The sequence below is a fragment of the Streptomyces sp. DF42 genome (assembly GCF_058267695.1).
This window is the reverse complement of the sequence record NZ_CM177859.1, coordinates 6,916,980-6,943,340: the sequence shown is the minus strand read 5'-3', so window position 1 is coordinate 6,943,340 and position 26,361 is coordinate 6,916,980. Positions and strand designations below refer to the sequence as shown.

24 protein-coding genes and 3 pseudogenes are annotated in these 26,361 nt (G+C 69.8%); 10 read left to right on the top strand and 17 right to left on the bottom strand.

Going from position 1 to position 26,361, the window contains the following annotated elements; genetic code table 11:
* Positions 1–18: 18 nt before the first annotated feature.
* From ACYUED_RS32000 to ACYUED_RS31970, 7 genes are all read right to left on the bottom strand, one after another.
* Positions 19–489, bottom strand: a complete 471-nt coding sequence (locus tag ACYUED_RS32000; protein WP_491287733.1) for a hypothetical protein — start codon at positions 487–489, stop codon at positions 19–21.
* A 131-nt stretch (positions 490–620) separates the two neighbouring features.
* Entirely contained in the window at positions 621–2,072 is a 1,452-nt protein-coding gene (locus ACYUED_RS31995; RefSeq protein WP_491287731.1) for an NAD(P)/FAD-dependent oxidoreductase, read from the bottom strand.
* A 29-nt stretch (positions 2,073–2,101) separates the two neighbouring features.
* The gene (locus ACYUED_RS31990; protein ID WP_491287728.1) at positions 2,102–2,902 is read right to left on the bottom strand and encodes an ABC transporter permease; all 801 of its coding nucleotides are present in this window, start codon (positions 2,900–2,902) and stop codon (positions 2,102–2,104) included.
* Complete coding sequence (locus ACYUED_RS31985; RefSeq protein ID WP_491287726.1) at positions 2,903–3,826, bottom strand: ABC transporter permease; 924 nt, start codon at positions 3,824–3,826, stop codon at positions 2,903–2,905. It lies immediately after the preceding gene.
* Complete coding sequence (locus ACYUED_RS31980) at positions 3,826–4,977, bottom strand: ABC transporter ATP-binding protein (RefSeq protein ID WP_491287723.1); 1,152 nt, start codon at positions 4,975–4,977, stop codon at positions 3,826–3,828. The genes ACYUED_RS31985 and ACYUED_RS31980 overlap by 1 nt, the downstream gene beginning before the upstream one ends.
* Positions 4,978–4,982: 5 nt before the next feature.
* Positions 4,983–6,230: an ABC transporter substrate-binding protein gene (locus tag ACYUED_RS31975; RefSeq protein WP_491287721.1), complete on the bottom strand. Its 1,248-nt coding sequence runs from the start codon at positions 6,228–6,230 to the stop codon at positions 4,983–4,985.
* Positions 6,231–6,285: 55 nt separating this feature from the next.
* Complete coding sequence (locus ACYUED_RS31970) at positions 6,286–7,821, bottom strand: gamma-aminobutyraldehyde dehydrogenase (protein WP_491287719.1); 1,536 nt, start codon at positions 7,819–7,821, stop codon at positions 6,286–6,288.
* Between the two features lie 210 nt (positions 7,822–8,031).
* Here ACYUED_RS31970 and ybiA point away from each other — a divergent pair, with 210 nt between their 5' ends.
* Positions 8,032–8,616: a riboflavin biosynthesis intermediates N-glycosidase gene (gene ybiA, locus ACYUED_RS31965; protein ID WP_491287717.1), complete on the top strand. Its 585-nt coding sequence runs from the start codon at positions 8,032–8,034 to the stop codon at positions 8,614–8,616.
* Positions 8,617–8,858: 242 nt separating this feature from the next.
* On the opposite strand, the gene ACYUED_RS31960 is transcribed toward ybiA, so the two are convergent.
* Positions 8,859–9,770 carry a DUF4190 domain-containing protein gene (locus ACYUED_RS31960; protein ID WP_491287716.1) on the bottom strand — a complete coding sequence of 304 codons (912 nt, stop codon included), beginning with the start codon at positions 9,768–9,770 and terminating at the stop codon, positions 8,859–8,861.
* Between the two features lie 231 nt (positions 9,771–10,001).
* Here ACYUED_RS31960 and ACYUED_RS31955 point away from each other — a divergent pair.
* A pseudogene (locus ACYUED_RS31955) lies at positions 10,002–11,158 on the top strand (adenosine deaminase); the annotation flags it as partial.
* Between the two features lie 19 nt (positions 11,159–11,177).
* The gene (locus tag ACYUED_RS31950; RefSeq protein ID WP_491287715.1) at positions 11,178–11,864 is read left to right on the top strand and encodes a glycerophosphodiester phosphodiesterase; all 687 of its coding nucleotides are present in this window, start codon (positions 11,178–11,180) and stop codon (positions 11,862–11,864) included.
* Between the two features lie 4 nt (positions 11,865–11,868).
* Here the strand turns inward: ACYUED_RS31950 and ACYUED_RS31945 are convergent, their stop codons facing one another.
* The 6 genes from ACYUED_RS31945 to ACYUED_RS31920 all read right to left on the bottom strand — a co-directional run bounded on the left by ACYUED_RS31945 (position 11,869) and on the right by ACYUED_RS31920 (position 16,552).
* A complete protein-coding gene (locus ACYUED_RS31945) occupies positions 11,869–13,554 on the bottom strand; it encodes an RNA polymerase sigma factor (protein WP_491287713.1) in 1,686 nt (561 codons plus the stop codon).
* Between the two features lie 185 nt (positions 13,555–13,739).
* Positions 13,740–14,267: a hypothetical protein gene (locus tag ACYUED_RS31940; RefSeq protein WP_491287712.1), complete on the bottom strand. Its 528-nt coding sequence runs from the start codon at positions 14,265–14,267 to the stop codon at positions 13,740–13,742.
* A gap of 69 nt (positions 14,268–14,336) precedes the next feature.
* Complete coding sequence (locus ACYUED_RS31935) at positions 14,337–14,852, bottom strand: hypothetical protein (RefSeq protein WP_491287711.1); 516 nt, start codon at positions 14,850–14,852, stop codon at positions 14,337–14,339.
* The gene (locus ACYUED_RS31930; RefSeq protein ID WP_491287709.1) at positions 14,836–15,327 is read right to left on the bottom strand and encodes an RNA polymerase sigma factor; all 492 of its coding nucleotides are present in this window, start codon (positions 15,325–15,327) and stop codon (positions 14,836–14,838) included. Before ACYUED_RS31930 ends, ACYUED_RS31935 begins: the two co-directional genes overlap by 17 nt.
* Positions 15,328–15,542: 215 nt before the next feature.
* Complete coding sequence (locus ACYUED_RS31925; RefSeq protein ID WP_491287708.1) at positions 15,543–16,178, bottom strand: class F sortase; 636 nt, start codon at positions 16,176–16,178, stop codon at positions 15,543–15,545.
* Entirely contained in the window at positions 16,175–16,552 is a 378-nt protein-coding gene (locus ACYUED_RS31920; protein ID WP_491287706.1) for a sortase-dependent protein, read from the bottom strand. Before ACYUED_RS31920 ends, ACYUED_RS31925 begins: the two co-directional genes overlap by 4 nt.
* A gap of 203 nt (positions 16,553–16,755) precedes the next feature.
* Here ACYUED_RS31920 and ACYUED_RS31915 point away from each other — a divergent pair, with 203 nt between their 5' ends.
* Positions 16,756–17,433: a YceI family protein gene (locus ACYUED_RS31915; protein ID WP_491287704.1), complete on the top strand. Its 678-nt coding sequence runs from the start codon at positions 16,756–16,758 to the stop codon at positions 17,431–17,433.
* Positions 17,434–17,827: 394 nt separating this feature from the next.
* Here ACYUED_RS31915 and ACYUED_RS31910 read toward each other — a convergent pair.
* Positions 17,828–17,997 (bottom strand): annotated as a pseudogene (locus tag ACYUED_RS31910) (IS701 family transposase); the annotation flags it as partial.
* A gap of 393 nt (positions 17,998–18,390) precedes the next feature.
* Here ACYUED_RS31910 and ACYUED_RS31905 point away from each other — a divergent pair.
* Both ACYUED_RS31905 and ACYUED_RS31900 read left to right on the top strand, forming a co-directional pair.
* Positions 18,391–18,534 carry a hypothetical protein gene (locus tag ACYUED_RS31905; RefSeq protein WP_491287702.1) on the top strand — a complete coding sequence of 48 codons (144 nt, stop codon included), beginning with the start codon at positions 18,391–18,393 and terminating at the stop codon, positions 18,532–18,534.
* A 459-nt stretch (positions 18,535–18,993) separates the two neighbouring features.
* Positions 18,994–19,926, top strand: coding sequence for an aldo/keto reductase (locus ACYUED_RS31900; protein WP_491287699.1), 933 nt, complete (start codon positions 18,994–18,996; stop codon positions 19,924–19,926).
* Between the two features lie 93 nt (positions 19,927–20,019).
* Here the strand turns inward: ACYUED_RS31900 and ACYUED_RS31895 are convergent.
* A pseudogene (locus ACYUED_RS31895) lies at positions 20,020–20,256 on the bottom strand (spermidine/putrescine ABC transporter substrate-binding protein); the annotation flags it as partial.
* Positions 20,257–20,468: 212 nt separating this feature from the next.
* Entirely contained in the window at positions 20,469–21,908 is a 1,440-nt protein-coding gene (locus ACYUED_RS31890; RefSeq protein WP_491287697.1) for a gamma-aminobutyraldehyde dehydrogenase, read from the bottom strand.
* Between the two features lie 175 nt (positions 21,909–22,083).
* On the opposite strand from ACYUED_RS31890, the gene ACYUED_RS31885 reads away from it, so the two are divergent.
* The 4 genes from ACYUED_RS31885 to ACYUED_RS31870 all read left to right on the top strand — a co-directional run bounded on the left by ACYUED_RS31885 (position 22,084) and on the right by ACYUED_RS31870 (position 26,290).
* Positions 22,084–22,599 (top strand): Lrp/AsnC family transcriptional regulator, encoded by a 516-nt coding sequence (locus tag ACYUED_RS31885; protein ID WP_491287694.1) that lies wholly within the window; start codon positions 22,084–22,086, stop codon positions 22,597–22,599.
* A 19-nt stretch (positions 22,600–22,618) separates the two neighbouring features.
* On the top strand, positions 22,619–23,983 hold the full coding sequence (locus ACYUED_RS31880; protein WP_491287692.1) for an aspartate aminotransferase family protein: 1,365 nt from the start codon (positions 22,619–22,621) through the stop codon (positions 23,981–23,983).
* Positions 23,984–24,218: 235 nt separating this feature from the next.
* The gene (locus ACYUED_RS31875; RefSeq protein ID WP_491287690.1) at positions 24,219–24,959 is read left to right on the top strand and encodes an ABC transporter ATP-binding protein; all 741 of its coding nucleotides are present in this window, start codon (positions 24,219–24,221) and stop codon (positions 24,957–24,959) included.
* A complete protein-coding gene (locus ACYUED_RS31870; RefSeq protein ID WP_491287688.1) occupies positions 24,941–26,290 on the top strand; it encodes a hypothetical protein in 1,350 nt (449 codons plus the stop codon). The genes ACYUED_RS31875 and ACYUED_RS31870 overlap by 19 nt, the downstream gene beginning before the upstream one ends.
* Positions 26,291–26,361 lie beyond the last annotated feature (71 nt).

Here is a 26,361-nt window from a genome sequence, read left to right as displayed (position 1 = left end):
CTGGCCATCAGCGGCCCGTCATGTGTCACCGGCCCGCCATGTGCCCTCCTCGCTCGCCAGCCCCGCTGCCGCCTCGTGCATCGCCAGTTCGAGGAGCGCGGGGTCGGTGAGGGTGCCCGAGCCGTCCGGTGGGATCAGCCAGCGCACCCCACCGGTCGACCGCCCCGGGTACGGCACCACGATCCAGGTGCCGCCTCCCGCGGTGCGGATGCCCGTACCGAGCCAGCGGGCCGCGGTGCCCGGCGGCACGAGGAAGCCGATGCGCGCGTCCCCGAAGTCGACCAGGACCGGCCCCGGCCGGTCGAGGATGCGGGTGAGGACATCGAGCGTGGGATAGCCGAGCCGGCTCGGCAGGATGAGTACGTCCCAGGCCCTGCCGGCGGGCAGCAGCGCGATTCCCAGGGGGTTGCGCTCCCACTCCAGGCGGCAGGCCTCGGGATCCGGAGCAACGGATGCCAGCCACTCGACCGCCGTTTTCGCCCCAGCCATGTGGAGCCTCCCTGTCTCTCCTTGACGCTGATCGACGCTGATCGCGCCAAGGGAGAGAGGGAGGTTTCCTGGCAGGCATTACGCGGGTTTCCACAGCCAACTGAAGTGAGCTGGATCACACTGGATCGCATTCAGCTGTCGAACCCCAGGCCCATTCTGTCCATCGTCCGCAGCCAGAGGTTCCGCCGGCCGCCGTGCGCATCGGCGCGGGCCAGCGACCACTTGGTGAGCGCGATACCGGTCCAGGCGAACGGCTCGGGCGGGAAGGGCAGCGGCTTCTTGCGGACCATTTCGAGGGAGGTGCGTTCCGTGGTCTCCCCCGCCAGCAGGTCCAGCATCACCTCGGCGCCGAAGCGGGTGGCACCCACGCCGAGACCGGTGTAGCCCGCCGCGTAGGCGACGTTGCCGTGGTGCGCGGTGCCGAAGAACGCGGAGAAGCGCGAGCAGGTGTCGATCGCGCCGCCCCAGGTGTGCGTGAAGCGGACGCCCTCCAACTGCGGGAAGCAGGTGAAGAAGTGCCCGGCCAGCTTGGCGTACGTCTCCGGGCGGTCGTCGTACTCGGCGCGCACCCGGCCGCCGTAGTGGTGGACCGCGTCGTAACCGCCCCACAGGATCCGGTTGTCGGCGGACAGCCGGAAGTAGTGGAACTGGTTGGCGCTGTCCCCGAGGCCCTGGCGGTTCTTCCAGCCGATCGACGCCAGCTGCTCGTCGCTGAGCGGCTCGGTCATCATCGCGTAGTCGTAGACCGGGACGGTGTACGCCCGTACGCGCTTGACCAGGTTCGGGAAGATGTTGGTGCCGAGCGCGACCTTGCGGGCGCGGACGGAACCGTAGGGGGTGCGTACGGTCATGCCGGCGCCGTACGGCTTCAGGGTCAGGGCCGGAGTGTGTTCGTAGACGCGCACGCCGAGCGCGAGGCAGGCACGTTTCAGGCCCCAGGCAAGCTTGGCCGGGTGGAGCATGGCCACGCCCCGGCGGTCCCACAGGCCCGCCTGGAATGTCGGTGAGTCGACTTGTTCCCGCACCGCTTCGGCGTCCAGGAACTCGACGCCGTCGGCGAGGCCCTCGCGCTCCATCTCCTCGTACCAGTCGCGCAGTTCCCACGCCTGGTACGTCTCGGTGGCCACGTCGATCTCGCCGGTGCGCTCGAAGTCGCAGTCCAGGGAGTGGCGGGCGACCGCCTTCTCGATCTCGTCGAGGTTGCGTGCGCCCAGCTCCTGCAGCCTGTGGATCTCGTCCGGCCAGCGGGTCAGACCGTTCGGCAGGCCGTGAGTGAGGGAAGCGGCGCAGAAACCGCCGTTGCGGCCCGAGGCGGCCCAGCCCACCTCGCGGCCTTCCAGCAGGACGACGTCCCGTCCGGGGTCGCGCTCCTTGGCGATGAGCGCGGTCCACAGTCCGCTGTAGCCGCCGCCGACGACCAGAAGGTCGCAGGTCTCGGCGCCGGTGAGCGCGGGCTCGGCGTGAGGCTTGCCGGGGTCTTCCAGCCAGAACGGGACCGGCTGTGCGTCGGAGAGTGACTTTGTCCAACTAGGGGGTCCGGGGGTATTTCCCCCAGAATTGAGGGGCATGGCGCCTGGGGCCATGATTTCAACTCCCTACAGGGCTTCTGCGATTATGCCTTCTGCTTGTTTCGGCGATTGCCGATAAGCATCGAGGAAAGCACAAGGAGTACGGCGACGAGGAACATGGCCGTACCGATGACATTGATCTGGACGGGCGTTCCGCGCTGTGCCGAGCCCCAGACGAACATGGGGAAGGTGACGGTCGAGCCCGCGTTGAAGTTGGTGATGATGAAATCGTCGAAGGAGAGCGCGAAGGACAGCAGCGCACCCGCGGCGATTCCGGGCGCCGCGATGGGCAGGGTGACGCGCAGGAAGGTCTGCGCCGGACCGGCGTAGAGGTCCTGTGCCGCCTGCTCCAGGCGCGGGTCCATCGACATCACGCGCGCCTTGACGGCGACGACGACGAAGCTGAGGCAGAACATGATGTGGGCGATCAGGATCGTCCAGAAGCCCAGCTGGGCACCCAGGTTGAGGAACAGGGTGAGCAGCGAGGCCGCCATGACGACCTCGGGCATCGCCATCGGCAGGAAGATCAGCGAGTTCACCGTGCCCCGCGCGCGGAACCGGTAGCGGACCAGCGCGAAGGCGATCATCGTGCCGAGGATCGTGGCGCCGGCCGTCGCCCAGAAGGCGATCTGGAGGCTGATCGACAGCGATCCGCACATGTCGGCGACGCCGCACGGATCCTTCCACGCGGCCGTGGAGAACTGCTGCCATTCGTAGTTGAAGCGCCCCTTCGGTTTGTTGAAGGAGAACACCGTGACGACGACGTTCGGAAGGAGCAGATATCCGAGTGTCAGCAGTCCCGCGATGACGACGAGATGGCGTTTGAGCCAATTGACGACAGGCATTTAAACCAGATCCTCCGTCCCGGCCCGGCGAATGTAGATGGTCACCATGAGCAGAATCGCAGCCATGAGGATGAAGGAGAGGGCCGCGGCCGTCGGATAGTCCAGAATTCTCAGGAACTGCGTCTGGATGACGTTTCCGATCATGCGGGTGTCGGTGGAGCCGAGGAGTTCGGCGTTGACGTAGTCGCCGGCCGCCGGGATGAAGGTCAGCAGCGTGCCGGAGACCACGCCGGGCATCGACAGCGGGAAGGTCACCCTGCGGAAGGTGGTCCAGGGCCTGGCGTACAGGTCGCCGGCCGCCTCGTGGAGCCGCCCGTCGATGCGTTCCAGCGAGGTGTAGAGCGGCAGGATCATGAACGGCAGGAAGTTGTACGTCAGTCCGCAGACCACCGCGAGCGGGGTGGCCAGCACACGGTCGCCGGAGGTCCAGCCGAGCCAGTTGGTGACGTCCAGGACGTGCAGCGTGTTGAGGGTGCTCACCACCGGTCCGCTGTCCGCGAGGATCGTCTTCCAGGCGAGGGTGCGGATCAGGAAGCTGGTGAAGAACGGCGCGATCACCAGGACCATGATCAGGTTCCGCCAGCGGCCCGCGCGGAAGGCGATCAGGTACGCGAGCGGGTAGCCGAGGACGAGGCACAGGATCGTCGCGGCACCGGCGTACAGGAGCGAGCGCAGGAACTGCGGCCAGTACTCGGACATCGCGTCCCAGTAGGTGGCGAGGTGCCAGGTGACCTTGTAGCCCCCCTCCAGGGAGCCCGTCTGCACGGACGTGGAGGCCTGGTAGATCATCGGCAGCGCGAAGAAGATGACCAGCCAGAGGAGGCCGGGGAGCAGGAGCCAGTACGGCACCAGGCGGCCCCGCTTGCGCGGGGGCTTCTTCTCGGGGACCGGCGCCAGGGGTGGCGCCTCACTGAGCGTGGCCATCAGGCGGCCTCCTCCTCGACCTCGGCCACCCCGGCGTCGATGTCCTGATCCGCGTCCAGGCCGAAGGTGTGCGCCGGGTTCCAGTGCAGGACGACCTCGGCGCCGGGCACCAGCCGGGCGTCGCGGTCGATGTTCTGCGCGTAGACCTCGAACTCGGGGCAGACCGGGCTGTCGATGACGTACTGCGTGGAGACGCCGATGAAGCTGGAGTCGGCGATCCTTCCGGTGATGCGGTTGCGGTTCTCGTCGATCTCGCCCGCCTCGTCGGCGTGCGTGAGGGAGATCTTCTCGGGGCGGACGCCGACCAGGACCTTGCCGCCGGTCGTCGTCGGCGCGGAGCAGCGCGACTCGGGCAGCACCAGCTTGCCGCCGCCCGCCTTCAGGACGATGTCGCCGTCGCTCTTGGAGTCGACCTCCGCCTCGATGAGGTTGGAGGTGCCCAGGAAGTTGGCGACGAAGGTGGTGTGGGGGTTTTCGTAGAGGTCGGCGGGCGAACCGAGCTGCTCGACGCGGCCCGCGTTCATCACGGCGACCGTGTCGGCCATCGTCATGGCCTCCTCCTGGTCGTGCGTGACGTGGATGAAGGTGATGCCGACCTCGGTCTGGATGCGCTTGAGCTCCAGCTGCATCTGACGGCGCAGCTTGAGGTCGAGGGCACCGAGGGGCTCGTCGAGGAGGAGCACCTTGGGCGTGTTGATCAGCGCGCGGGCGACCGCGACACGCTGCTGCTGACCGCCGGAGAGCTGGTGCGGCTTCTTGCGCGCCTGCTCGCCGAGCTGGACCAGGTCGAGCATCTCCTCGACCTGCTTCTTCACGCTCTTGATGCCGCGCCGGCGCAGGCCGAAAGCGATGTTCTCGAAGATGTCGAGGTGCGGGAAGAGGGCGTAGGACTGGAAGACGGTGTTCACCGGCCGCTTGTAGGGCGGCAGTTGGGTGACCTCCTGGTCACCGAGGTGGACGGTGCCGCTGCTGGGCTCCTCCAGACCGGCGATCATGCGCAGGGTGGTGGTCTTGCCGCAGCCCGAGGCGCCGAGCAGGGCGAAGAAGGATCCCCGCGGCACGGTCAGGTCGAGCGGGTGCACGGCGGTGAAGGAGCCGTAGGTCTTGCTGATGCCGGAGAGGCGGACGTCGCCGCTGCTGTCTGTGGTCATCTTCGTCACGCCCCTGTGAGCTTCGCGAACTTCTGCTGGTAGGCCGTCTCTTCCTTCGAGCTCAGCGAGCGGAAGGCGACGGACTTCGCCTGCATGGCTTTGTCGGGAAGGATCAGCGGGTTGTTCGCCGCCGACTTGTCGATCTTGGCGAGGTACGGCTTGACGTCCGCGACCGGACTCACGTAGTTGATGTAGGCGGCGAGGTCGGCGGCCGGCCCCGGCTCGTAGTAGTAGTCGATGAGCCGCTCGGCGTTCGTCTTGTGACGTGCCTTGTTGGGGATCAGCAGGTTGTCCGTGGACGTCATGTAGCCGCTGTCGGGGATGACGTAGCCGACGTCGGGGTTGTCCGTCTGGAGCTGGACGATGTCCCCGCCCCACGCGACACAGGCCGCGAGGTCGCCCTTGCTGAGGTCCGAGGTGTAGTCGTTGCCGGTGAAGCGGCGGATCTGGCCCTTGTCGACGGCCTTCTGCAGGCGGGCGATCACCGTGTCGTAGTCGTCGTCGGTGAACTTCGCCGGGTCCTTGCCCATGTCGAGCATGGTCATGCCGACGGTGTCGCGCATCTCCGTCAGCAGGCCGACCCGGCCCTTGAGCGCGGGGTTGTCGAGCAGGTCGGAGACCGACTTCACCTCGACGCCGTCGAGCGCCTTCTTGTTGAACGCGACGACGGTCGAGATGCCCTGCCACACATACGAATAGGCACGGCCCGGGTCCCAGTCCGGGCTGCGGAACTGGTCCGACAGGTTGGCATAGGCGTGGGGCAGGTTGGCCGCGTCCAGTTTCTGGACGTAGCCCAGGCGGATCATGCGGGCGGCCAGCCAGTCGGTGAGCACGATGAGGTCGCGGCCGGTGTCCTGGCCCGCGGCGAGCTGCGGCTGGATCTTGCCGAAGAACTCGTCGTTGTCGTTGATGTCCTCGGTGTACTTGACCTGGATGCCGGTCCGCTTGCGGAACGCGTCCAGCGTCGGGTGGCGCTTGCCGCTGTCGTCGACGTCGATGTACTCGGGCCAGTTGGAGAAGTTGATCACCTTCTCCTTCGCCGAGTGGTCGTCGGCGGACACGCCGCCCTGCGATGTGCCGGCCGCGGGGATCCCGCAGCCGCTCAGTGCCGCTATGCCGCCGGCGGCGAGCGCGCCGCCCGCGGAGGCCCGCAGCACCGAACGACGGGTCATGGCGGCCCGTCCGTTGCGGAGACTGCGTCGCACGGCGGCCGCGGTGGCCGGTGACAGGCGGTCGGGCTCGTACTGCTCCATGCGCGTGCTGCCCTTTCGGGAGGTGGCGGCCGCCTGCGGGCGACCGTGAGTTCTGCTATCGGTCCCCGAAGATGGTGCGGTGCCAGTCCTTCCTGGCCACCGCGGTGTTGTCGAACATGACGTGCTTGACCTGGGTGTACTCCTCGAAGGAGTACGTGGACATGTCCTTGCCGAAGCCGGACGCCTTGTAGCCGCCGTGTGGCATCTCGCTGATGATCGGGATGTGATCGTTGATCCACACGCAGCCCGCCTTGATCTCGCGGGTGGCGCGGTTCGCCCGGTAGACGTCGCGGCTCCAGGCGGAGGCGGCGAGGCCGTACGGGGTGTCGTTGGCGAGCCTGATCCCATCCTCGTCGCTGTCGAACGGCAGGACCACCAGGACCGGCCCGAAGATCTCGGACTGGACGATCTCGCTGTCCTGGTCGGCGTCCGCGACGAGGGTGGGGCGGTAGTACGCGCCGTTCTCCAGAGCTCCCCCGGGAGCCTCGCCGCCGGTCACCACGCGCGCGTAGGAGCGCGCCCGGTCGACGAAACCGGCGACGCGGTCGCGCTGGACGTGCGAGATCAGCGGGCCGAGGTCGGTGCCGGGGGCGAAGGGGTCGCCGAGCCGGACGCTCTCCATGAGGGCGGCAGTCCGCTCGACGAACGCCTCGTAGAGCGGGCGCTGTACGTACGCGCGCGTGGCGGCCGTGCAGTCCTGGCCGGTGTTGATGAGCGCGCCCGCGACCGCGCCGTTTGTGGCGGCCTCCAGGTCGGCGTCGTCGAAGACCACGAAGGGGGCCTTGCCGCCCAGCTCCAGGTGGATGCGCTTGACGGTCGCGGTGGCGACCTCGGCGACGCGCTTGCCGACGGCGGTGGAACCGGTGAACGAGGTCATGACGACGTCGGGGTGAGCGACGAGGTGCTCGCCCGCTTCCCTTCCGGTGCCGGTGACGATGTTGATCACACCGTCCGGGAGGCCGGCGTCGGTCGCCGCCTGGGCGAACAGCAGTGAGGTGAGCGGGGTGAGCTCGGCGGGCTTCAGCACGATGGTGTTGCCCGCGGCGATCGCCGGAAGGATCTTCCAGGCGGCCATCTGGAGGGGGTAGTTCCAGGGCGCGATCGACCCGACGACACCGATGGGTTCCCGGCGTACGTAAGAGGTGTGGTCGCCGGAGTACTCGCCGGCGGACTGCCCCTGCAGATGCCGGGCGGCGCCCGCGAAGAAGGAGGTGTTGTCGATGGTGCCCGGCACGTCGAACTCACGCGTCAGCTTCAGCGGCTTGCCGCACTGCAGGGACTCGGCGCGGGCGAACTCCTCGGCGCGGTCCGCGAGCACGGCGGCGAAGCGGTGCAGCGCGTCGGAGCGCTCACCCGGGGTGGTGGCGGCCCAGCCGGGGAAGGCCTCGCGCGCGGCGGCCACCGCCGCGTCGACGTCGTCGGGACCGGCGAGTTCGTACGTGTACACCTCGTCGCCGGTCGCCGGGTCGACGACCGCGTGCGTACGACCGGAGGTGCCCTTCGTGAGGCTCCCCGCGATGAACTGCGCTCCGTCCGCGAAGCGGTCCTGCGCCGGGAATCGTTCCGGGGTGTTATGACCCGGGTTGTGCATGTCGCTCTCCTCCGCCGTCGCCCCGCGGCTCATGAGGTGGGTGGCGTAGCTCCAGCTCGATTTGACTGCCGATCCTGACAGAGCTGATGGCGTCCAACAAGTGATTCCGTTGTTTCCTTTTGGTTACGCGACGGAATCTGTCGACCAGGTGTCGAGTGAGCTCGCAAAAGGGGGGACGGAGTGTCAGTGGTGCCTGCGAGACTCGCGTGCATGGAAGAGATCATGGGAGAGATCGCGGGGCGGATCGCCTCCCGGGAAGCCCTGGTCAGGGAAGTCCGCGCTGGGGCCCGCATCAAGTATCTGCACTTCTGGGGCCACCGGGCACGGGCGGACGGCCGGGTGGGGTCGAGCTGTCTGAGTCAGTGGTGGCCGGCGTCGTTCACGGTGGACGGGAAGGCGTATGCGACGGCCGAGCACTGGATGATGGCGGCCAAGGCGCGGCTGTTCGACGACGCGGAGGCGGAGCGGCAGGTGCTGGCCGCGGACCATCCGTCTCTCGCGAAGAAGGCGGGGCGGCTGGTGCGCGGCTTCGACGAGGAGATATGGAAGCGCGAGCGCTTCGCGATCGTGGTCGAGGGCAGCGTCCACAAGTTCACCGCGCACCCGGATCTGCGGGAGTTCCTGCTGGGCACGGGCGACCGGGTCCTGGTCGAGGCGAGCCCCATGGACCGCGTGTGGGGCATCGGCCTGGCGGCGGACACCGAGGCGGCGATGGATCCGGAGCGGTGGCGGGGGGCGAACCTGCTGGGGTTCGCGTTGATGGAGGCGCGGGGGCGACTGGGCGGGGGCGCCTGAGTCGACGGGACGGGGGGTGCCGGAGTCGGCTCGGCTGGGGCGACTGAGTCGACTGGGCGCGAGTGCCGGAACCGGCTCGGCGGGGGTGCGCGGCGGGGGTTGCCCGAGTCGGCTCGGCGCGAGTGCCGGAACCGGTGAGCCGGCTGCCGCGCTGAACACACGCGTCCACCCTCTCGGGCCCGCTCTCTCGGGATCACCCACTGGGGGCCGGGAGACCCCGGCGTTGCCGGGCGGCCTGGCCGTCAGAGGTGGGCGATCGTGGCCGCGATCATGACCGCGCCGAGCACGATGCCCACGGCGCCGCAGATGATCCCCGCGAGGGCCTGGCCCGGGTTCGTCGACTCGCCCCGGCGGGCCTTGCCGCGGCTGATCGCGCCGAAGATCACGGCCAGTACACCCAGCACGACCGCGATCGGCCACAGACAGAAGACGACCACCGCGATGATGCCGAGCACGAGGGCGGCGGTGCCCATGCCGTTGCTGGGCATGGGCGTCACGCCGGGCCAGTTGTAGTAGCCCGATCCGCCCTGGGACTGCGGGCCCGGCCCGCCGTAACCGGCCTGGGGCGGATAGCCGTAGCCGTACGGGACCTGGCCGGGGCCGTCGGGGGCGATGGGCGGCGGGGGGATCGGCTCGCCGTGGGCATGAGGGGCGAAGAGGGCGGCAGATCCGCTCGCGTGCGCCGTGGGGTGGGGCGGGGCGAAGGGGTTGGCCGGACCGCCCATCGAGGGCGTCGCGCCGGGCGGGGCGAAGGGGGTGGCCGGACCGCCCGTCGGGGGCGTCGGGCCCTGTGGGGTGAAGGGGGTGGCCCAGGGCTGGGAGGGGGGCGGTGTGTCGTCGATGCCGGGCAAGGACGTGACCGTCAGCTGGTCATGGACGGAAGGCCGCGGCGGGGTGGCCGGGCCGGGCTCGTCGGGCCTCTCACCAGGGCCGTGCCCGGCGACCGTGTACCCGGCTCCCTGGCCTGCGACCGTGTGGCCGGGGCCCGCCTGGGCGTCGGTCGCAGGTGATGACCACGGGTTCGGTTCCGGGGCGGGGGCGGCGGGGCTGTCCGGCTTGGCCAGGGGGACCTTGGGGGCCGTGTCGCGCGAGCCGGCCTCCGACGGTGCGGCCCACGGGTCGCGGGCGGCCGGCGTCTGCGCGTCGTCGGACATGCGCGGAATCCCCTCTGTCGAACGTTCCGTCATGCTACGGCCCGAGCCGGGAGACCCGGGCCGGGGCCCATGGCCAACAGTCCGTGGCCCGTGGCCCATCGCCAACGGCCCGGCGCCCACCCCGCCCCGCCCAAGCCTTCCCTGTCCTGCCCGGCCTTCCCTGCCCCACCCCACCCCGTCTCACCCCACCCTGTCCCACGCGACCACGCCCCCACCCCGCGGACCGAACCCCCGGCCTACGATGATCCCGACCCACCGATCAGCCGATCACCCGCGCCCCGCCAGGCCGAAGCCGCCCGGGGCGCCGTTCCGGGGAGGAACTCTTGACCGAGCATCTCGACGCGTCCGCTGCCGTGCCGCGTGACCTGCACGCCTTCATCGCCGGACTGCCCAAGGCCGAACTGCACGTCCACCACGTCGGCTCCGCCTCCCCCCGGATCGTCTCGGAACTCGCCGCCCGGCACCCCGACTCCACGGTGCCCACCGACCCCGAGGCCCTGGTCGACTACTTCACGTTCACGGACTTCGCGCACTTCATCGACGTGTATCTGTCCGTCGTCGACCTGATCCGCACCCCGGAGGACGTACGGCTGCTGACGTACGAGGTGGCCCGGGATCTGGCCCGGCAGCAGGTGCGGTACGCCGAGCTGACCATCACGCCGTGGTCCTCGACCCGCCGCAACATCGACGAGCGTGCCTTCATGGACGCGATCGAGGACGCGCGCAAGGCGGCCGAGGCCGAGTTCGGGACCGTGCTGCGCTGGTGCTTCGACATTCCCGGCGAGGCCGGCCTGGAGGCGGCACAGGAGACGACGCGGCTCGCGACCGACGACCGGCTGCGGCCGGAGGGGCTGGTGTCGTTCGGGCTCGGCGGGCCCGAGATCGGGGTGCCGCGGCCGCAGTTCAAGCCGTACTTCGACCGGGCCGTCGCCGCCGGTCTGCGTTCCGTGCCGCACGCCGGGGAGACCACCGGCCCGGAGACGGTGTGGGACGCGATCACTCACCTGCACGCCGAGCGCATCGGGCACGGCACCAGTTCCTTCCAGGACCAGAAACTCCTCGCGCACCTTGCCGAGCACCGGATCCCGCTGGAGGTCTGCCCGACGTCGAACATCGCCACACGCGCGGTCCGCACCCTGGACGAGCACCCGATCAAGGAGTTCGCCGAGGCGGGGATCGTCATCACGGTCAACTCCGACGATCCGCCGATGTTCGGCACCGACCTCAACAACGAGTACGCGGTCGCCGCCCGCCTGCTGGAGCTCGACGAACAGGGTCTCGCGGCCCTCGCCAGGAACGCCGTCGACGCCTCCTTCCTCGACGAGGCGGGCAAGGTCCGCATCCGTCAGGAGATCGACAGCTACACCTCGGCGTGGCTCGCCCCCTGACGCCCGCCACAATGGGGCCATGCAGAACGTGACCGCCGTGGCCCACCGCGGCGACCCCTACCGCGTCCGCGAGAACACGATCGACTCGCTGCGTTCCGCGCTCGACCAGGGCGCGGACGCCGTCGAGATCGACGTACGACTCACCAAGGACGGCGTCCCCGTGCTGCTGCACGACGCGACGCTGAAACGGCTGTGGGAGCACGAGCGGCCCCTCGGCTCCCTGTCGGCGGACGAGGTGCGCGGGCTCACGGACGGCCGGGTGCCGACGCTCGCGGAGGCGCTGGCCGCCGCTGACGGCGCGCGGCTGATGCTGGACCTGCCGGGGATGCGGGACGTAGGGGCGGCCCGCCGCGTCGTGGACACCGTACGGGAGGCCGGGGCGGCCGAGCGCGTCTACTACACCGCGGACTCCGCCGCGATGCTCGCCGTCCGCGCCGCCGACCCGGCCGCCGAGATCGCCCTGACCTGCACCAGTCTGGCGCCCCCGCGCCCCGCGCTGCTCGCGGCCGTGAAGCCGCGCTGGCTCAACTACCGCTTCTCCCTGGTCAGTCGCGAGCTGGCCGCCCGCGTCCACCACGACGGCTACCTGCTGTCCGTGTGGACCCCGGACACTCGGCGTTCCATGCGCCGCCTCATCGATGTCGGCGTCGACTCGATCACGACCAACCGCGTCGATGTCCTGTGCGCACTGCGCGACGGCGGCTGAACGGCTACACCCGGGAGCGCTGAGGCACCGTCGCCGGGTCGGCCGGGGTCGCACGGGTCACGTACTGCGGGACCGGGGTGTCGTCCTTGCCGGTGTCGCGGTCCAGGCCGTAGCGGATCACGCCCTGTGCGGGGCCGGTCATGATGTCCTTCTCCGCCGCGTCCCAGGTGGTCGGGAAGACGTTCAGGTTGTAGTCGGCGCCGTGTTCGTTCACGGTGAGGGTGACGCTGCCGTCCACGTAGAAGTACTCGTTCTGCCACATCTGCTGGGTGCCGGGCGGCAGGACGTCGAAGCCGGTCGCCCGGCTGCCCATGCCGGTGGCCGTGGGGTCGGTGCTGCTGACGCGGTCGTCCATGCGCCGGCCGCCGCCCGAGGCCACGTGGAAGAGCTTGCCCTTGAGGCCGGTCCAGCTCGGCGGGACCAGGCTGCCGGGCCGGTACTGCGGCTCGATCTGCCAGCGGACCAGGACATAGCCCTGGCCGGTGAGGGTCACGCCGTCGCCGCGGTGGGTCATGGTGGCGTGCGCGCCCCCGGTGCTGGTGATGCCGGACGCGGGCCGGTGCGGGAGGGCGGCGGGCGGGGCGTCCGGGGCGGGCGCCTTGTCGACGGCGTCGAGGACACTGCCGTAGAGCTCGGTCTTCTTCTTCGTCACCGACGGGGACGGGGAAGGGGAAGGGGAGGGCGTGGGCGAGGCGGACCGGGGCGGCGGGCGGTGGGTGCTCGACACCGTGGGAGGGCTCGACGCACGCGGGGGCGGCGTGCCCGGGGTCTGCGTGACCACGTACGCGCCGCCCGCGGCGATGGTCGCCCCCGCCGTGACGGCGACCGCGGGCTTGGTCAGGATGCCGAGCACCTTGGCGGACCAGCCGACGGAGGTGGCGGCCGCCGCCGTCTTGCCGCCGAGGGCCAGCGACAGCGTGAAGCCGGCCGGGACCGGTACGAGCGCGATGCCGACCAGGAGCCGCTCCGCCGGTACGACGGACTCGCGCGCGTCGCCGCAGTAGCCGCAGCCCCTGATGTGCCGGGCCAGCCGCTTGCGCCAGACCGAGTCGGGCCGCCCGTCCCAGCGGCCGGTCAGCTCCCGCAGTGCCGGGCACGCCCCGTCCAGTGCGCGCACGATCCCGCGCGAGGTCTCCAGGCGTTCCTTCATCCGCTGGACGCGTACGGCGGCGTGCTGCCGGCTGATGCCGACGGCCGCCGCCAGGTCGCGCCGGGTCAGCTCGCCCGCGACCTCCAGCCACCACAGGGACAGCAGTTGCCGGTCCTCGTCGTCCAGCCAGCGCACCGCCTCCGCCACCTCGCGCCGCTGGCCCTCCAACTGGAGACGCAGCACGGTGAGTTCGGCGAAGTCGGTGGCCTCCTGGGCGGCGCTCTCGTCCAGTTGCCGCGGGGATCTGCGACGCGCCCGGTCCCGTATCTGCCGCATGGCGATCGCCATCAGCCAGGACCGGAAGCTGTCCGGGTCGCGCAGTGAGCCGAGGTTGCCGACGGCCCGCAGCATGGTCTCCTGCACGACGTCGTCGACGTCCGCGTGGCCGTTCAGGGCGCGGCCGACCACGTTGTAGACCAGCGGCAGCCAGCCGGCGACGAGGTCGTCCAACGCGTGCCGGTCACCGGCCTGCGCGGCCGCGATGGTGGCCCGCCACTCCTGCCCGGCCCTCTCTCCCACGTCTACCCTCTCCCAGGTCATATGCCGTCCGACCGCACCTTCTCAGCCCGACCCGGTCAGGTGGCTATGTCCGAGGTCACAGTGCGGTCCGGGTGCGGGCGGTGCAAGGGGTCTCCCGGGTGTGCGGGAAGTGGGGGACGTGAGGGGAGACGCGGTGGATGCCGACGGGATAACACTTTTCGCGGAGCGGATCGTGCAGGCGGCCCTCAGGTGGCGAGCACCGGGGCGGGATTCGGGGCGGCGGTCAGCGTCTCCAGCCGCTTGATCTTCTTGCGGACGACGTACAGCGGGAGCACGCCGAAGACGCCGAAGGACATGTCGATCACCGACCACCACAACGGGATGCCGCGGAGCGGTCCGCAGATGAGGGCGAGCGGGATGATTCCGGCGCAGGCGATCATCGCGAACTCGACGACCCAGATGTTGCGTACGGGGTCGCGGTAGGGCCCGTAGAAGGCGACCGCGATGACGAGGTGCGCGAAGGCCAGCCAGTCCGTGCCGTAGAGGAGGAAGGGGTAGTCGGTGTCGGCGGTGTCGAGTCCGCGCCCGACGCGCTCGATCCAGTCCGTGAGCGCGGGCAGGTGGTCCGGCACCGACAGGACCCTGAGCAGCTCCTCGGTCCAGCGCAGCTCGTGCACCAGTGGGAACGCCGTGGCGCCGCTGAGCACCAGGCAGACGACGAACAGGACCAACCAGGCGCGGATGCCCTTCAACAGGGCGGCTCTGTCGCTCATGACGGCAGCGTACGCCTTTGTTGAACGTGTTCAAAACTGTCTGCGCGAGGCGTCTCCCTTCCGTGGTGACTACTGACGGGGCGCGCTCGACGGCGTCGCGACGGCCCGGGACCCGGGCGCGGACGGCTGGACGGAGGCGGGTCGGGTGGGCATCGGGGCAGCCGTCGCGGCGGTGGAGCTGGACGGTTCGGCCGCGCTCGGCCCTCTGGTCGGTCCGGCGGTCGGCGCGGAGGTCGGCGGGGCGGAACGGGACGGCCGGCCGGGCCCGGTGCTCGACGGTACGGGCTTCGCCGTCGGGGGCGGCAGGGTCGAGGGGCTGCTCGCCGGGGGCGGGGCGAGGGGCACCGTCGGGGAGCCGGGAGCGTCGGAGGCCGCCAGGCGCAGCGGCAGTACGACCAGGGCGGCGACACCGCAGGTCAGGGCGGCACCGGCGGCCGCGCGCAGCATCCTGCGGCGGGACGCGCCGCGGCGGATCGCCTCGTAGTGGCCGGGGGGCGGTCCGAGGTGCTCGGCGGGGGGTCGCAGGATGACGGTGAGCGGGTCGTCGGGGTCGTGGTCCGGGCCCTCGTCAGAGTGTGTGATCAAGGCTTCTCCTCAGGTGGGCGCGGAGTAGTTCGCGGGCCGCGTGGAGGTCGGCCTTGACGGTTCCTTCCTTGCGTCCGGTGAGCACGGACACCTCCCGGATCGGCATGTCAGCGTAGTAGTGCAGGAGGATCGGGACGCGCAGTCGTTCCGGGAGGGACTGCACGAGCAGGCGCACCGAGGGGTCGGCCTGTTCGGGATGCGGGGTCACCGCGGCCTCGGTGGTCGCCCGGCGTACGGCTCTGCGTTCGCGCTCCAGCTTGCGCCAGTGGTCCCGGACGAGGTTGGCCGCGGTGACGTAGAGAAAACCGCGCGGCTCCGCGACGGCCGTCCAGCGTGCCCAGAGCCGGGTGAACGCCTCCGAGGCGATCTCATGGGCCGTCTCGTCGTCGTCGACCAGCCGGCGGACCCAGCCGGCGAGACGCGGATAGAGGGCGGCGAACAGCTCGGACGCGGCCGTCTCACGGGACCGTTTCAACGTTCTCCCGGGTCGTGGGGCACTCGTGGGGGGACTCGTGGCGTTCACAGCGCCCAAAGCGCTCGTGGCGCTCGTGGCACTCAGGACGGGCGGGACAGGCAGGACAGGCAGGACAGGCAGGACAGGCAGGACGCTCACGGGGGAAGAGCCCGGACCGACGGCGTTCGTTGCGTCGGTCCGGGACCCCGGTCGGATTCGGCCTGCCGACCGGCCGGTCAGGGGCTCGACGATCTCAGTGCCGCGAAGACGATCACGTTGTCGAGGTATCCGTCACCGCTCCGTTCGCCGCCGCACGTGATCAGCCGCAGCTCCGGCCGCGTCACGTTCCCGTACACCTCCTTCGACGGGAAGTCGGCCTTGGCGACCGTCCGCACGTCGGTCACGGCGAACACCGCAGCCGTGCCGTTCTCCAGGCGCGCCACGATCTGCTCCCCCTTGTGCAGGTCCTTCAGGTGCCGGAAGACCCCGTCCCCGTAGGCGCCGACCGTGACATGGCCGAGGATCACCGACGGACCGGTCTGCCCCGGCGTCGGGGAGTGTTCGTACCAGCCCGCCCGGTCGTGCGCCGCGATCGGCGGCACCTGCACGGTGCCGTCCGCGGCCAGGCCCAGCTTCGTGACCGGGGTGTCGACCCCGATGGCCGGTATCCGGAGCCTGACCGGGGTCGATCGCCCCACCGCGGACACCGACCCGGCGGGCGGTGGCGCGGAGGACGACGATGCGGAGGACGAAGAGGCACTCGCCCGGCTCCCGTCCGGGGAGTTGCCGGTCGTGGCGCCCGGCCCGCCGCAGCCCGCGAGGAGCGCGGTGAGGGCCGCGGCGGCGAAGGCGCGCCTGGAGAGCGGACTCATGCCCCGTTCGCCCGACGGCGGCGCACGAGGAAGACCGCGCCGCCGCCGAGGGCGACGGCCGCGGCGGCGCCCCCGCCGATCAGAGTGCCCGCGCCCGACGAGTCCGAAGAGGTCGGCACCTCACCGGTGTTGGGCGCACCGCTCGGCACGACGGAAACCTGACCACGCGACGGCGCGCGGGTCGGAGCCGCACTGGGCGCGGCGCTCGGGGCTGTGGTCTCGGCGGGGGCGGACGTGGGACCGGTGCTGGGCGCGCGGCTCGCGGAGGGGACGGCGCTCGGAGCCGCGGACGCCCCGTCGGCGAACGCGGGCACCGCGCCCGCCAGCACGGCGGTGCACGCAACTGCCAAGGCACTGAGGCCGGTTCGGCGCATGAATCGCTCTCTTTCGTCGGTCCGCCCGGCAATCGGCCGGGCGGGCTGTGTCATTGATCGAGCGGAGAGACGAGGCAGCCACGGCACAGGTTGTAAAGAGATGGCAAAGTCGACGGCTTCGATGGGGCAATTGGTGACGACCGTGTGCGCGGGTCTTGAAGGAGGCTTGCGGCGCTCCTTGTCATGACGTAGTTACGTGAATCATGAACCTGTTCACCCGCGGTGCGTCCCTGCGCCGCCCGGCTCCCCCCACCCCGTCCACCGCACCCGCTCCGCAACGGCCCCATCAGCCACCGGCGTTCGCTCCCACGGCGAGCCTGTCGGATCCCGCGCAGGCGGCGTTGACCGGCGAGTGGATGATCGACCCGGCACACAGTCGTATCGGTTTCTCCGTCCGCCATGCCCTGGTCACGACCGTGCGGGGAGCGTTCACCGAGTACCAGAGCCGGCTCTACTTCGACGGCCGAGATCCATCCCGTTCACGCGCCGAGATCGTGCTGTCCACCGCGTCGGTCGACACAGGTGTGGAACAGCGCGACGCCCATCTGGTCCACAGAGACTTCCTGGACGCGGCGACCTATCCCCATCTGCGCTTCGTCAGTACGACAGTGGAGCTCGTGGGCAGCGACGTCTACCGCATGAACGGCGACCTGACCATCAAGAACGCCACCCGGCCGGTCGACCTGGAACTCACCTACATAGGCCATGTCACCGACCCGTTCGGGGACGAGCGGGTGGGCTTCGACGGTACGACCACCATCAACCGCTCCGAATGGGGCCTGACCTACAACCAGCGACTGGCGGAGGGCGGTGCCATGGTGAGCGAGAAGGTGCGCCTCCAGTTCGACATCGCCGCCATCCGTACGAGCCCGCGCGGCTGACGGCTCGAAGACCCGGTCGGCCTCCTCCGGCGGCGGTCCGGGCCCTTCGCCGACCACCATCGACCACCGCGATCACACCAGATCGGTGACGCCCACATCCAGGGCCGGGCCACTGTGACCAGGATCGATAGTCGGCACCCGGAAACGTTCGTGACCTGCGCTGATGCCAACTAGCTCCAGCAACTGGTGACCCGGAAACAGAGAGAAGGTTGGCACTTTGGTACAGCGCAGGTCAGGGGGTGTTTCGCCCGGAGGAAGTGGCCGGCTACCCCCTGTCGGCTGAGGCCCCGTGCGCGTCTGACGTCCCGATACAGCTGCTCTGCCGATGATCCGTACGGTGGTGCATCCAGAGCACCACGTCGCAGACCCGAAGAGCAATGACTGTCGCGGGGAGGTCGGCGATCGTCCAGCAGTTTTTGCACGGCAGGTCCGCCAGCGGTCCTAGCATCGACGCCGTCCCCGAAACCGGGGCTCGGTTCGCCCGAAGCGACCCGCTATCCGGCCCAGCAAGCCCTCGAACATCGCCTGCCAACGGGCAGACACTGCGCTGTGGCCTGCGGCCACCGCTTCATCTTCATTCCACACACCTGACGATGATCACCAGTGGCCGCACCTGTCTTCCCACCGGCCCCCACCAGCAAGATCACATCTCCGGCTGGAGTACTGAGCGGGATGCCAAGGCGTGTGTCCGCCTGCCGAACCCGCGCCGCACCGGTCGGCGCTGACGTGCTGCTTGGTTAGGGAGGCACTCTCGATGAGGGCGAATGCGACATGTCGTCTTCCGCAAACCTCGGCCCCCCCCTGGAGGGGGAGCAGAGCGCAGGGGGCGGCCGCTACGGCAGTCGCGCACTCAGCGATCGCAGGCACGGACACGGTCTGGCGCAAATCTATTCAGATCCCACAGTTCTCAATATCAGAACCAACAACTGTTGGATTTCCAGATCGGCCATTTCTAGAGTGAGCACGCGACGTGCACAGCACCGCGAACTCGCCAAGGCGTCCGAGAGGAGGAAGCTCATGCAGCATCGCATCCTCGGCGACCGGAACGTCTCCGCGATCGGCCCGCCCACCGGCTCGGCGTCGACGCGATCGGCCTGGTGAAATACGGAAGTTGCTCGACGAGGATGTCGTCATGATGGCCGGAATCTCCAACACCGCCGTCGCACAGATCGACGCAACCCGCGCATTGCTCGGCGGTCGGCTCGTGTCGGTTCAGGACCAGTTCTCGCCCGCTTCCGCTCCAGCCGGGAAGAACTCGAGCACTGCACCAAGCTCGGCCTCGCCTTCCTGCCCTGGCGCCCGCTCGGCGGTATCGCGAACGCGAAGGGTCACGCAGAACGCCACAGCGCGATCCACCAGGCCGCCAACGAGACAGGCACCAACGTCCACCGAATCACGCTCACCTGGGAACTCGCGCTCGCGCCCGCCGTCATCCCGATCCCAGGGCCTCGCGCTCCGCAAGCATCCGTGACTTCGCAGCCGCGGCCGATCTCGAGCTCATAGCCGACCAGTTCGCACTTCCTTCGGTCTGAAACGTTCAAGTCACAGCGAAAGAGTCACATGAAGACCTTCATCCTGCCCGGCACCGACATGGTGGTCCCCAACGTCGTTCTTGGACTGATGCGCATCCAGAACATGACCGACGAGGCGGTGCGCAGGCTCGTGAACACTGCACGCGACACCGGCATCACGTTCCTCGATCACGCCGACGTATACGGCTCGGACTACCACGGTTGCGAGCGTCGGTTCGCTGAAGCCATGAAACTCAGCCCGTCGGAGCGTGAGCAGTTCGTCATTCAGTCGAAGGCCGGCATCGTCAAGGACGCGTCATACTTCGACTTCTCTCATCACCACATCATCGAGTCCGTGAACGGTTCACTCCGGGCACTGGGCACGGACTATCTCGACATCCTGCTGCTGCACCGTCCCGACGCTCTCGTCGAGCCGGAGGAGGTGGCCCGTGCCTTCGACGAGCTGTCGGCGGCAGGCAAAGTCCGTGCCTTCGGCGTCTCCAACCAGACCCCCCGACAACTCGACCTGCTGCGCAAACACGTGACGCAACCAATCGTGGCGAACCAGCTGCAGCTGTCGATCACTCACGCCCCGATGATCGCGCAGGGCGTCGCCGCGAATATGCAGGACCTCGATCAGTCGGTCGTACGTGATGACGGAATCGTCGACTACTGCCGCCTGCACGACATCACCATTCAGGCGTGGTCGCCTTTCCAGGCCGGATTCTTCGACGGCCCGTTCCTCGGTTCCGAACGCTTCCCCGAGTTGAACGCCGTAATCGACCGGCTGAGCGACAAATACGGCGTGCCGGCCGAGGCGATCGCGGTCGCCTGGATCACGCGCCATCCCGCGCAGATACAGGTCGTGCTCGGCACGACCACGCCAGAACGTGTCACGGCCGCCGCGCTCGGTTCCGACATCCCGCTCACCCGATCCGAATGGTATGAACTGTTCCGTGCCGCCGGATACAAAGTGCCCTAATCCGCGTTTTCACGAGGTGAGCTGTCCAGGAGTTGATCAGAAACGCGGAAAGTGCCCTTGACCTGCAACGATGGGACTTGCTGAGGGTCCTGTTGACTGCAAGGAAAAGAGCCGGTTCGGGTCGTCGTCGTCGGTGTCGATGTACAGCGGCCAGTTCGCCCAGGTCAGCCGCTTGTCACTGACGGAGAGATCCACGGCTCCGCGATCACCGGGATGCACATACGCGGCAGGTACCCCGCAGCCGGCCAGGCCACCGAGCACCGCGCCACCGCCCAGCGCGCGCAGCAGGGACCGACGAGAGAACGAGGACGTCTTCGGCGTGAGGGGCATTGACGCAGCATGCCGCCCCCACCTGCGGCCCGACAATCGACGGGGCGTCGAGTGCCTCGACCCGGTCCGGACACCCTGTCCAGCCGGGCAGGCCGGATGGCAAGGGGGAACACGCGGCCCCGGACGGTCGGGTGACCGTCCGGGGCCGCGTGCCACTCCACGAGGACTGGAGGACCGCAGGACCAGCCGTCCAGCGACCGGGCGTTCGGCGACTAGCCGTCCAGCGACGTCATCACGTGCTTGATCCGCGTGTAGTCGTCGAACCCGTACGCCGACAGGTCCTTGCCGTAGCCGGACTTCTTGAACCCGCCGTGCGGCATCTCGGCGACCAGCGGGATGTGCGTGTTGATCCACACGCACCCGAAGTCGAGCTTCTTCGACATGCGCATCGCACGCCCGTGGTCCTTGGTCCACACCGACGACGCGAGCGCGTACTCCACGCCGTTGGCCCACTCCACGGCCTGCTCCTCGTCTGTGAAGGACTGGACGGTGATGACCGGCCCGAAGACCTCCCTCTGGACGATCTCGTCGTCCTGCTTCAGCCCCGAGACGACGGTCGGCGCGTAGAAGTACCCCTTCTCGCCGACCTGGTGGCCACCGGCCTCGACCTTCGCGTGCGCGGGCAGCCGCTCGATGAAGCCGGAGACCTGCTTCAGCTGGTTGGGGTTGTTGAGCGGGCCGAAGAGCACGTCCTCGTCGTCCGGCCGGCCGGTCCTGGTCTCGGCGGCCGCCTTCGCGAGCGCGGCCACGAACTCGTCGTGGATGCCCTCCTGGACGAGGACACGGGTCGCCGCCGTGCAGTCCTGGCCGGCGTTGAAGAAGCCCGCCACCGAGATGTCCTCGACGGCCTTGGCGATGTCGGTGTCCTCGAAGACCACGACCGGCGCCTTGCCGCCCAGCTCCAGGTGGACCCGCTTGAGGTCCTTGGACGCCGACTCGGCGACCGACATGCCGGCGCGCACGGAGCCGGTGATGGACGCCATCGCCGGGGTCGTGTGCTCGACCATCAGCCGGCCGGTGTCACGGTCGCCGGTGATGACGTTGAAGACGCCCGTGGGCAGGATGGAGCCGATGATGTCGGCGATGAGCACCGTCGACGCGGGAGTCGTGTCCGAGGGCTTCAGCACGACCGTGTTGCCCGCGGCGAGCGCCGGGGCGAACTTCCACACGGCCATCATCATCGGGTAGTTCCACGGTGCGACCTGCGCGCAGACACCGATCGGCTCGCGGCGGACGATCGAGGTCAGCCCCTCCATGTACTCGCCGGCGCTGCGCCCCTCCAGCATCCGGGCCGCACCCGCGAAGAAGCGGATCTGGTCGACCATGGGCGGGATCTCCTCGGACCGCGTGAGCCCGATCGGCTTGCCCGTGTTCTCCACCTCGGCCGCGATGAGTTCCTCGGCCCGCTCCTCGAACGCGTCCGCGATCTTCAGCAGGGCCTTCTGACGCTCGGCGGGGGTGGTGTCGCGCCAGGCCGGGAAGGCCGCGGCGGCGGCCGCCATCGCGGCGTCGACGTCCGCCGGTCCGGACAGCGGCGCGGTCGCGTACGCCTCGCCCGTCACGGGGTTGACCACCTCCGTGGTCCGTCCGTCGGCGGCGTCCCGGAACTCACCGTCGATGTAGTTGCGCAGACGACGCAGCTCGGTGCTCACTGCCGGCCCTCCAAGTTCGAGTGGATCCAACGTGTCCATTGGCTGAGACACCACCCTAATCCGCAAGCCCACGTTTTCAACACCCCTGATCGCCGGAAGACTACGAAATCCGCAGGTCTCAGTCACGTAAACAACGAATTTCATTGGTCTGCCCTTGCGGAACTGTCGAGACGTCGTGCACAGTGACCTCGTGGCCAGTCGAAGCGCAGAGCACAGGGACTCCCGCGAGTCCAGGAACGGCACTCCTCACCTGGATGCCGTCTCCCTCGCCATCATCGAACAGCTCCAGGAGGACGGCCGCCGGCCCTACGCCGCGATCGGCAAGGCCGTCGGCCTGTCCGAGGCGGCCGTGCGCCAGCGCGTCCAGAAGCTGCTCGACCAGGGCGTGATGCAGATCGTCGCCGTCACGGACCCGCTCACCGTGGGCTTCCGCCGGCAGGCGATGGTCGGTGTCCACGTCGAGGGCGACCTGGACCCGGTGGCCGAGGCGCTGACGGCCATGTCGGAAGTCGAGTACGTGGTGATGACGGCGGGCTCGTTCGACATCCTCGCCGAGATCGTCTGCGAGGACGACGACCACCTGCTGGACGTCATCAACAAACGCATCCGGGCGCTCCCCGGCGTGCGCTCCACCGAGAGCTTCGTCTACCTGAAGCTCAAGAAGCAGACCTACATGTGGGGAACCCGATAACCGTGAGGACCCGATAACAGTGAGCACCAAGGACCTCAGCCGCACCGCGTACGACCACCTGTGGATGCACTTCACCCGCATGTCCTCGTACGAGAACTCGCCGGTCCCGACCATCGTCCGGGGCGAGGGCACCTACATCTACGACGACAAGGGCAAGCGCTACCTCGACGGTCTCGCGGGCCTGTTCGTGGTCCAGGCCGGCCACGGCCGTGTGGAGCTCGCCGAGGCGGCCTTCAAGCAGGCGCAGGAGCTGGCGTTCTTCCCGGTGTGGTCCTACGCCCACCCGAAGGCCGTGGAGCTGGCCGAGCGCCTCGCCGACCAGGCCCCGGGCGACCTGAACAAGGTCTTCTTCACCACCGGTGGCGGTGAGGCGGTGGAGACCGCCTGGAAGCTCGCCAAGCAGTACTTCAAGCTCACGGGCAAGCCGACCAAGTACAAGGTCATCTCCCGCGCGGTCGCCTACCACGGCACCCCGCAGGGCGCCCTGTCGATCACGGGCCTGCCGGCCCTGAAGGCCCCGTTCGAGCCGCTCGTCCCCGGCGCGCACAAGGTCCCGAACACCAACATCTACCGCGCCCCACTCTTCGGCGACGACCCGGAGGCCTTCGGCCGCTGGGCCGCCGACCAGATCGAGCAGCAGATCCTCTTCGAGGGCCCGGAGACGGTCGCCGCCGTCTTCCTGGAGCCCGTCCAGAACGCCGGCGGCTGCTTCCCGCCCCCGCCCGGCTACTTCCAGCGCGTGCGCGAGATCTGCGACCAGTACGACGTGCTGCTGGTCTCGGACGAGGTCATCTGCGCCTTCGGCCGCCTGGGCACCACCTTCGCCTGCGACAAGTTCGGCTACGTCCCGGACATGATCACCTGCGCCAAGGGCATGACCTCGGGCTACTCCCCCATCGGCGCGTGCATCGTCTCGGACCGTCTGGCCGAGCCGTTCTACAAGGGCGACAACACCTTCCTGCACGGCTACACCTTCGGCGGCCACCCGGTCTCCGCGGCGGTCGGCCTCGCCAACCTCGACCTGTTCGAGCGCGAGAACCTCAACCAGCACGTGCTCGACAACGAGGGCGCCTTCCGCTCGACCCTGGAGAAGCTGCACGACCTGCCGATCGTCGGAGACGTCCGCGGCAACGGCTTCTTCTACGGCATCGAGCTGGTGAAGGACAAGGCCACCAAGGAGTCGTTCAACGACGAGGAGACCGAGCGCGTCCTGTACGGCTTCCTCTCCAAGGCCCTGTACGACAACGGCCTGTACTGCCGTGCCGACGACCGCGGCGACCCGGTCGTCCAGCTCGCCCCGCCGCTGATCTCCAACCAGGAGACCTTCGACGAGATCGAGCAGATCCTGCGCGCGACCCTGACGGAGGCGTGGACGAAGCTCTGATCTTCGTGGACCGGTCCTGGTACACCGTTCTTCCCGGACCGATCTTCGTTCTGGATGATCAACACCGGCCCCGGTGCCGCCCGTTCGAGTGAGAAACGGGGGCCCGGGGCCGTGTGCTGTCCGGCATCCCCACCTGAACTGCCTAGCGTGCCGAGTGACCGATCGGCCCTGTCTTCGTTCCCCCGCACGGGGGATGTGGCACGGCAAAAACGGATCTGAACCGAGGTGTACGCGGATGGTGGCCCCGCCGGACAACGACGTGCTCTGGGCACGAGCCCTGCACTTCCAGCACAGGGACGGCTCGCCCGCGCTCAGCGGCGTCTCGATCGGCGTCAAGGAGGGCGAGATCCTCGCCGTCAGCGGCCCCCGGGGCAGCGGCAAGACGACGCTGCTGCGCTGCCTGTCCGGCCTGCTGTCGGCCCAGCGCGGCGAGGTCTGGTTCAACAGCGCGCCGGTCCACACCATGGGCCCCCTGACCCGTGAGCGTCTGCGCCGCGACCGGTTCGGCTGGATCGACCCGGCGCCCGTGCTCGTACCCGAGCTGAACGTCTGGGAGAACGCCGCCCTCCCCCTGATGCTGCGCGGCACCAGCCGCCGTCGCGCCAAGACGGCCGCCCTGGAGTGGCTGGAGCGCCTCGACGTCGGCGACAAGTCCCGTCGGCGCCCGCACGAACTGAAGCAGGCCGAGCGGCAGCGCGTGTCGATCGCCCGGGCCCTCGCCCCATCCCCCACGGTCCTGTTCGCGGACGAGCCCACGGCGCCCCTGCACCGCGCCGACCGCGCCCACGTGCTGCGCACGCTCACCACGGCGGCCCGCTCGCACGGCATCACGGTCGTCCTGGCCACCCATGACGCGGAGACCGCGGCCCTCGCCGACCGCACGGTGTCGCTGCTGGACGGCAGGCGCGTGAACACGGTCCATCTGCCCCCGGTCGCCGAGGCGGAGGGCCGGGCCGCGTGCTCGCTCTCCGTCTGACCCGCGGCGCCCACCCGGCCGTACGGCTGCGCCGCGTCCTGGTGGCGCTGGCGTCGGCCGGCACGGGCTTCCTCCTGCTGTGCGCCCTCGGCTACGCCATGAGCCACGCGGAGAACCCCGTCGGCTCGGCCCTGCGTCTGGCCTGGTGCCTGACCCCGCTGGCCGCCACCGTGCACCTCGCGGTGGCGGTGGCTCGCACCGACCCGGCCACGAAACCCCGCCCCGGCCTCTCGTCCATCGGCCTGGGCCCGGCCCGTCTGATGACGATCTCGGCCACGACCACGGCCCTGTCCTGCACGCTGGGCTCGCTGCTGGCACTCCTGCTCTTCCTCCAGCTCCGCGGCGACCTCATGGGCCTGCCCTTCGACGGCGCGGCCTCCGCCTTCCTCGCCGCCGACCAGCCGTTGCCCTTCCCGGCGGCCCTGACCCTGCTGGCGCTCGTCCCGGCGATCTCCTCGGTGACGGTGGCGTTCGTCCTGGCCCCGCGGGTCACCAGGCCGGCCGCGGCACGGACGGCAGCGCGCGGATACGGCCGGTTCGGGGCGTTCGGCCGGTCGGTGGCACGGGAGACCTTCGGGGCGTACGGCCGCTTCGGCGCCCACCGGCGGGGCACGGGGCGCCGTCCCGCCGCCGCACGGGCGTCCGGAGGCCACGCCGCCTCTTCGGAGCCGGCCCCCGTCACCGCCGCGTCCGACCCCGACCCCACCCAGCCCCCGGCGCCCCACAGCGCCCCGGCGGGCCTGCCCTGGGGGATCTCCGTACTCACCGTCGGTCTGGCCGTGCAGGCCTACGCGGGCCGTACCTCGGCCGTACCCGGGCTCGCCCTCCCCGGCGGCCTCACCTCAGGCACCCCCGCGGTCGTCGCCGGCTGGGCCCTCACCGCCCTCGGCCTGGCTCTCGCGGGGCCCGGCCTGACCCACCTCTGCGGCCGTCTCCTGCAGGCGGCCCGCCCCGGCGCCCTGCGGCTGCTCGCCGGCCGCGTCCTGATGGAGGAGGCCACCCGCATCGGGCGCCCTCTCGGTGTCGTCTGCGCGGCCGCCTCCGGCGCGTTCGCCATGACGGCGCTGTACGAGACCAGTTCGCCCTCCCTCGGCCCGCTCACCACCGTCGGCACGTTTCTCGTCACCGGCTGCACCGTCGCCACGCTGCTCATCGCCGCCATGGAGGCCAAGCACGCCCGCGCCGACACCACGGCCGCCCTGTTGCGCCTGGGTGCCCCCGCCACGATGCTGCGCAGTGCCGCCGCCCTCCGGGCGGGCACGCTGCTCGCCCTGTTCGGCCCGCTGACCCTGATCGTGGCGGAGCTGGCGGCCCTTCCACTTGCCCGCTGAGAACCCGTAGGAAAGAAATTCCCGGGCGCCGATGAGTTGTGCGCCGACCGCCGGTCTACCGCACCGAACGA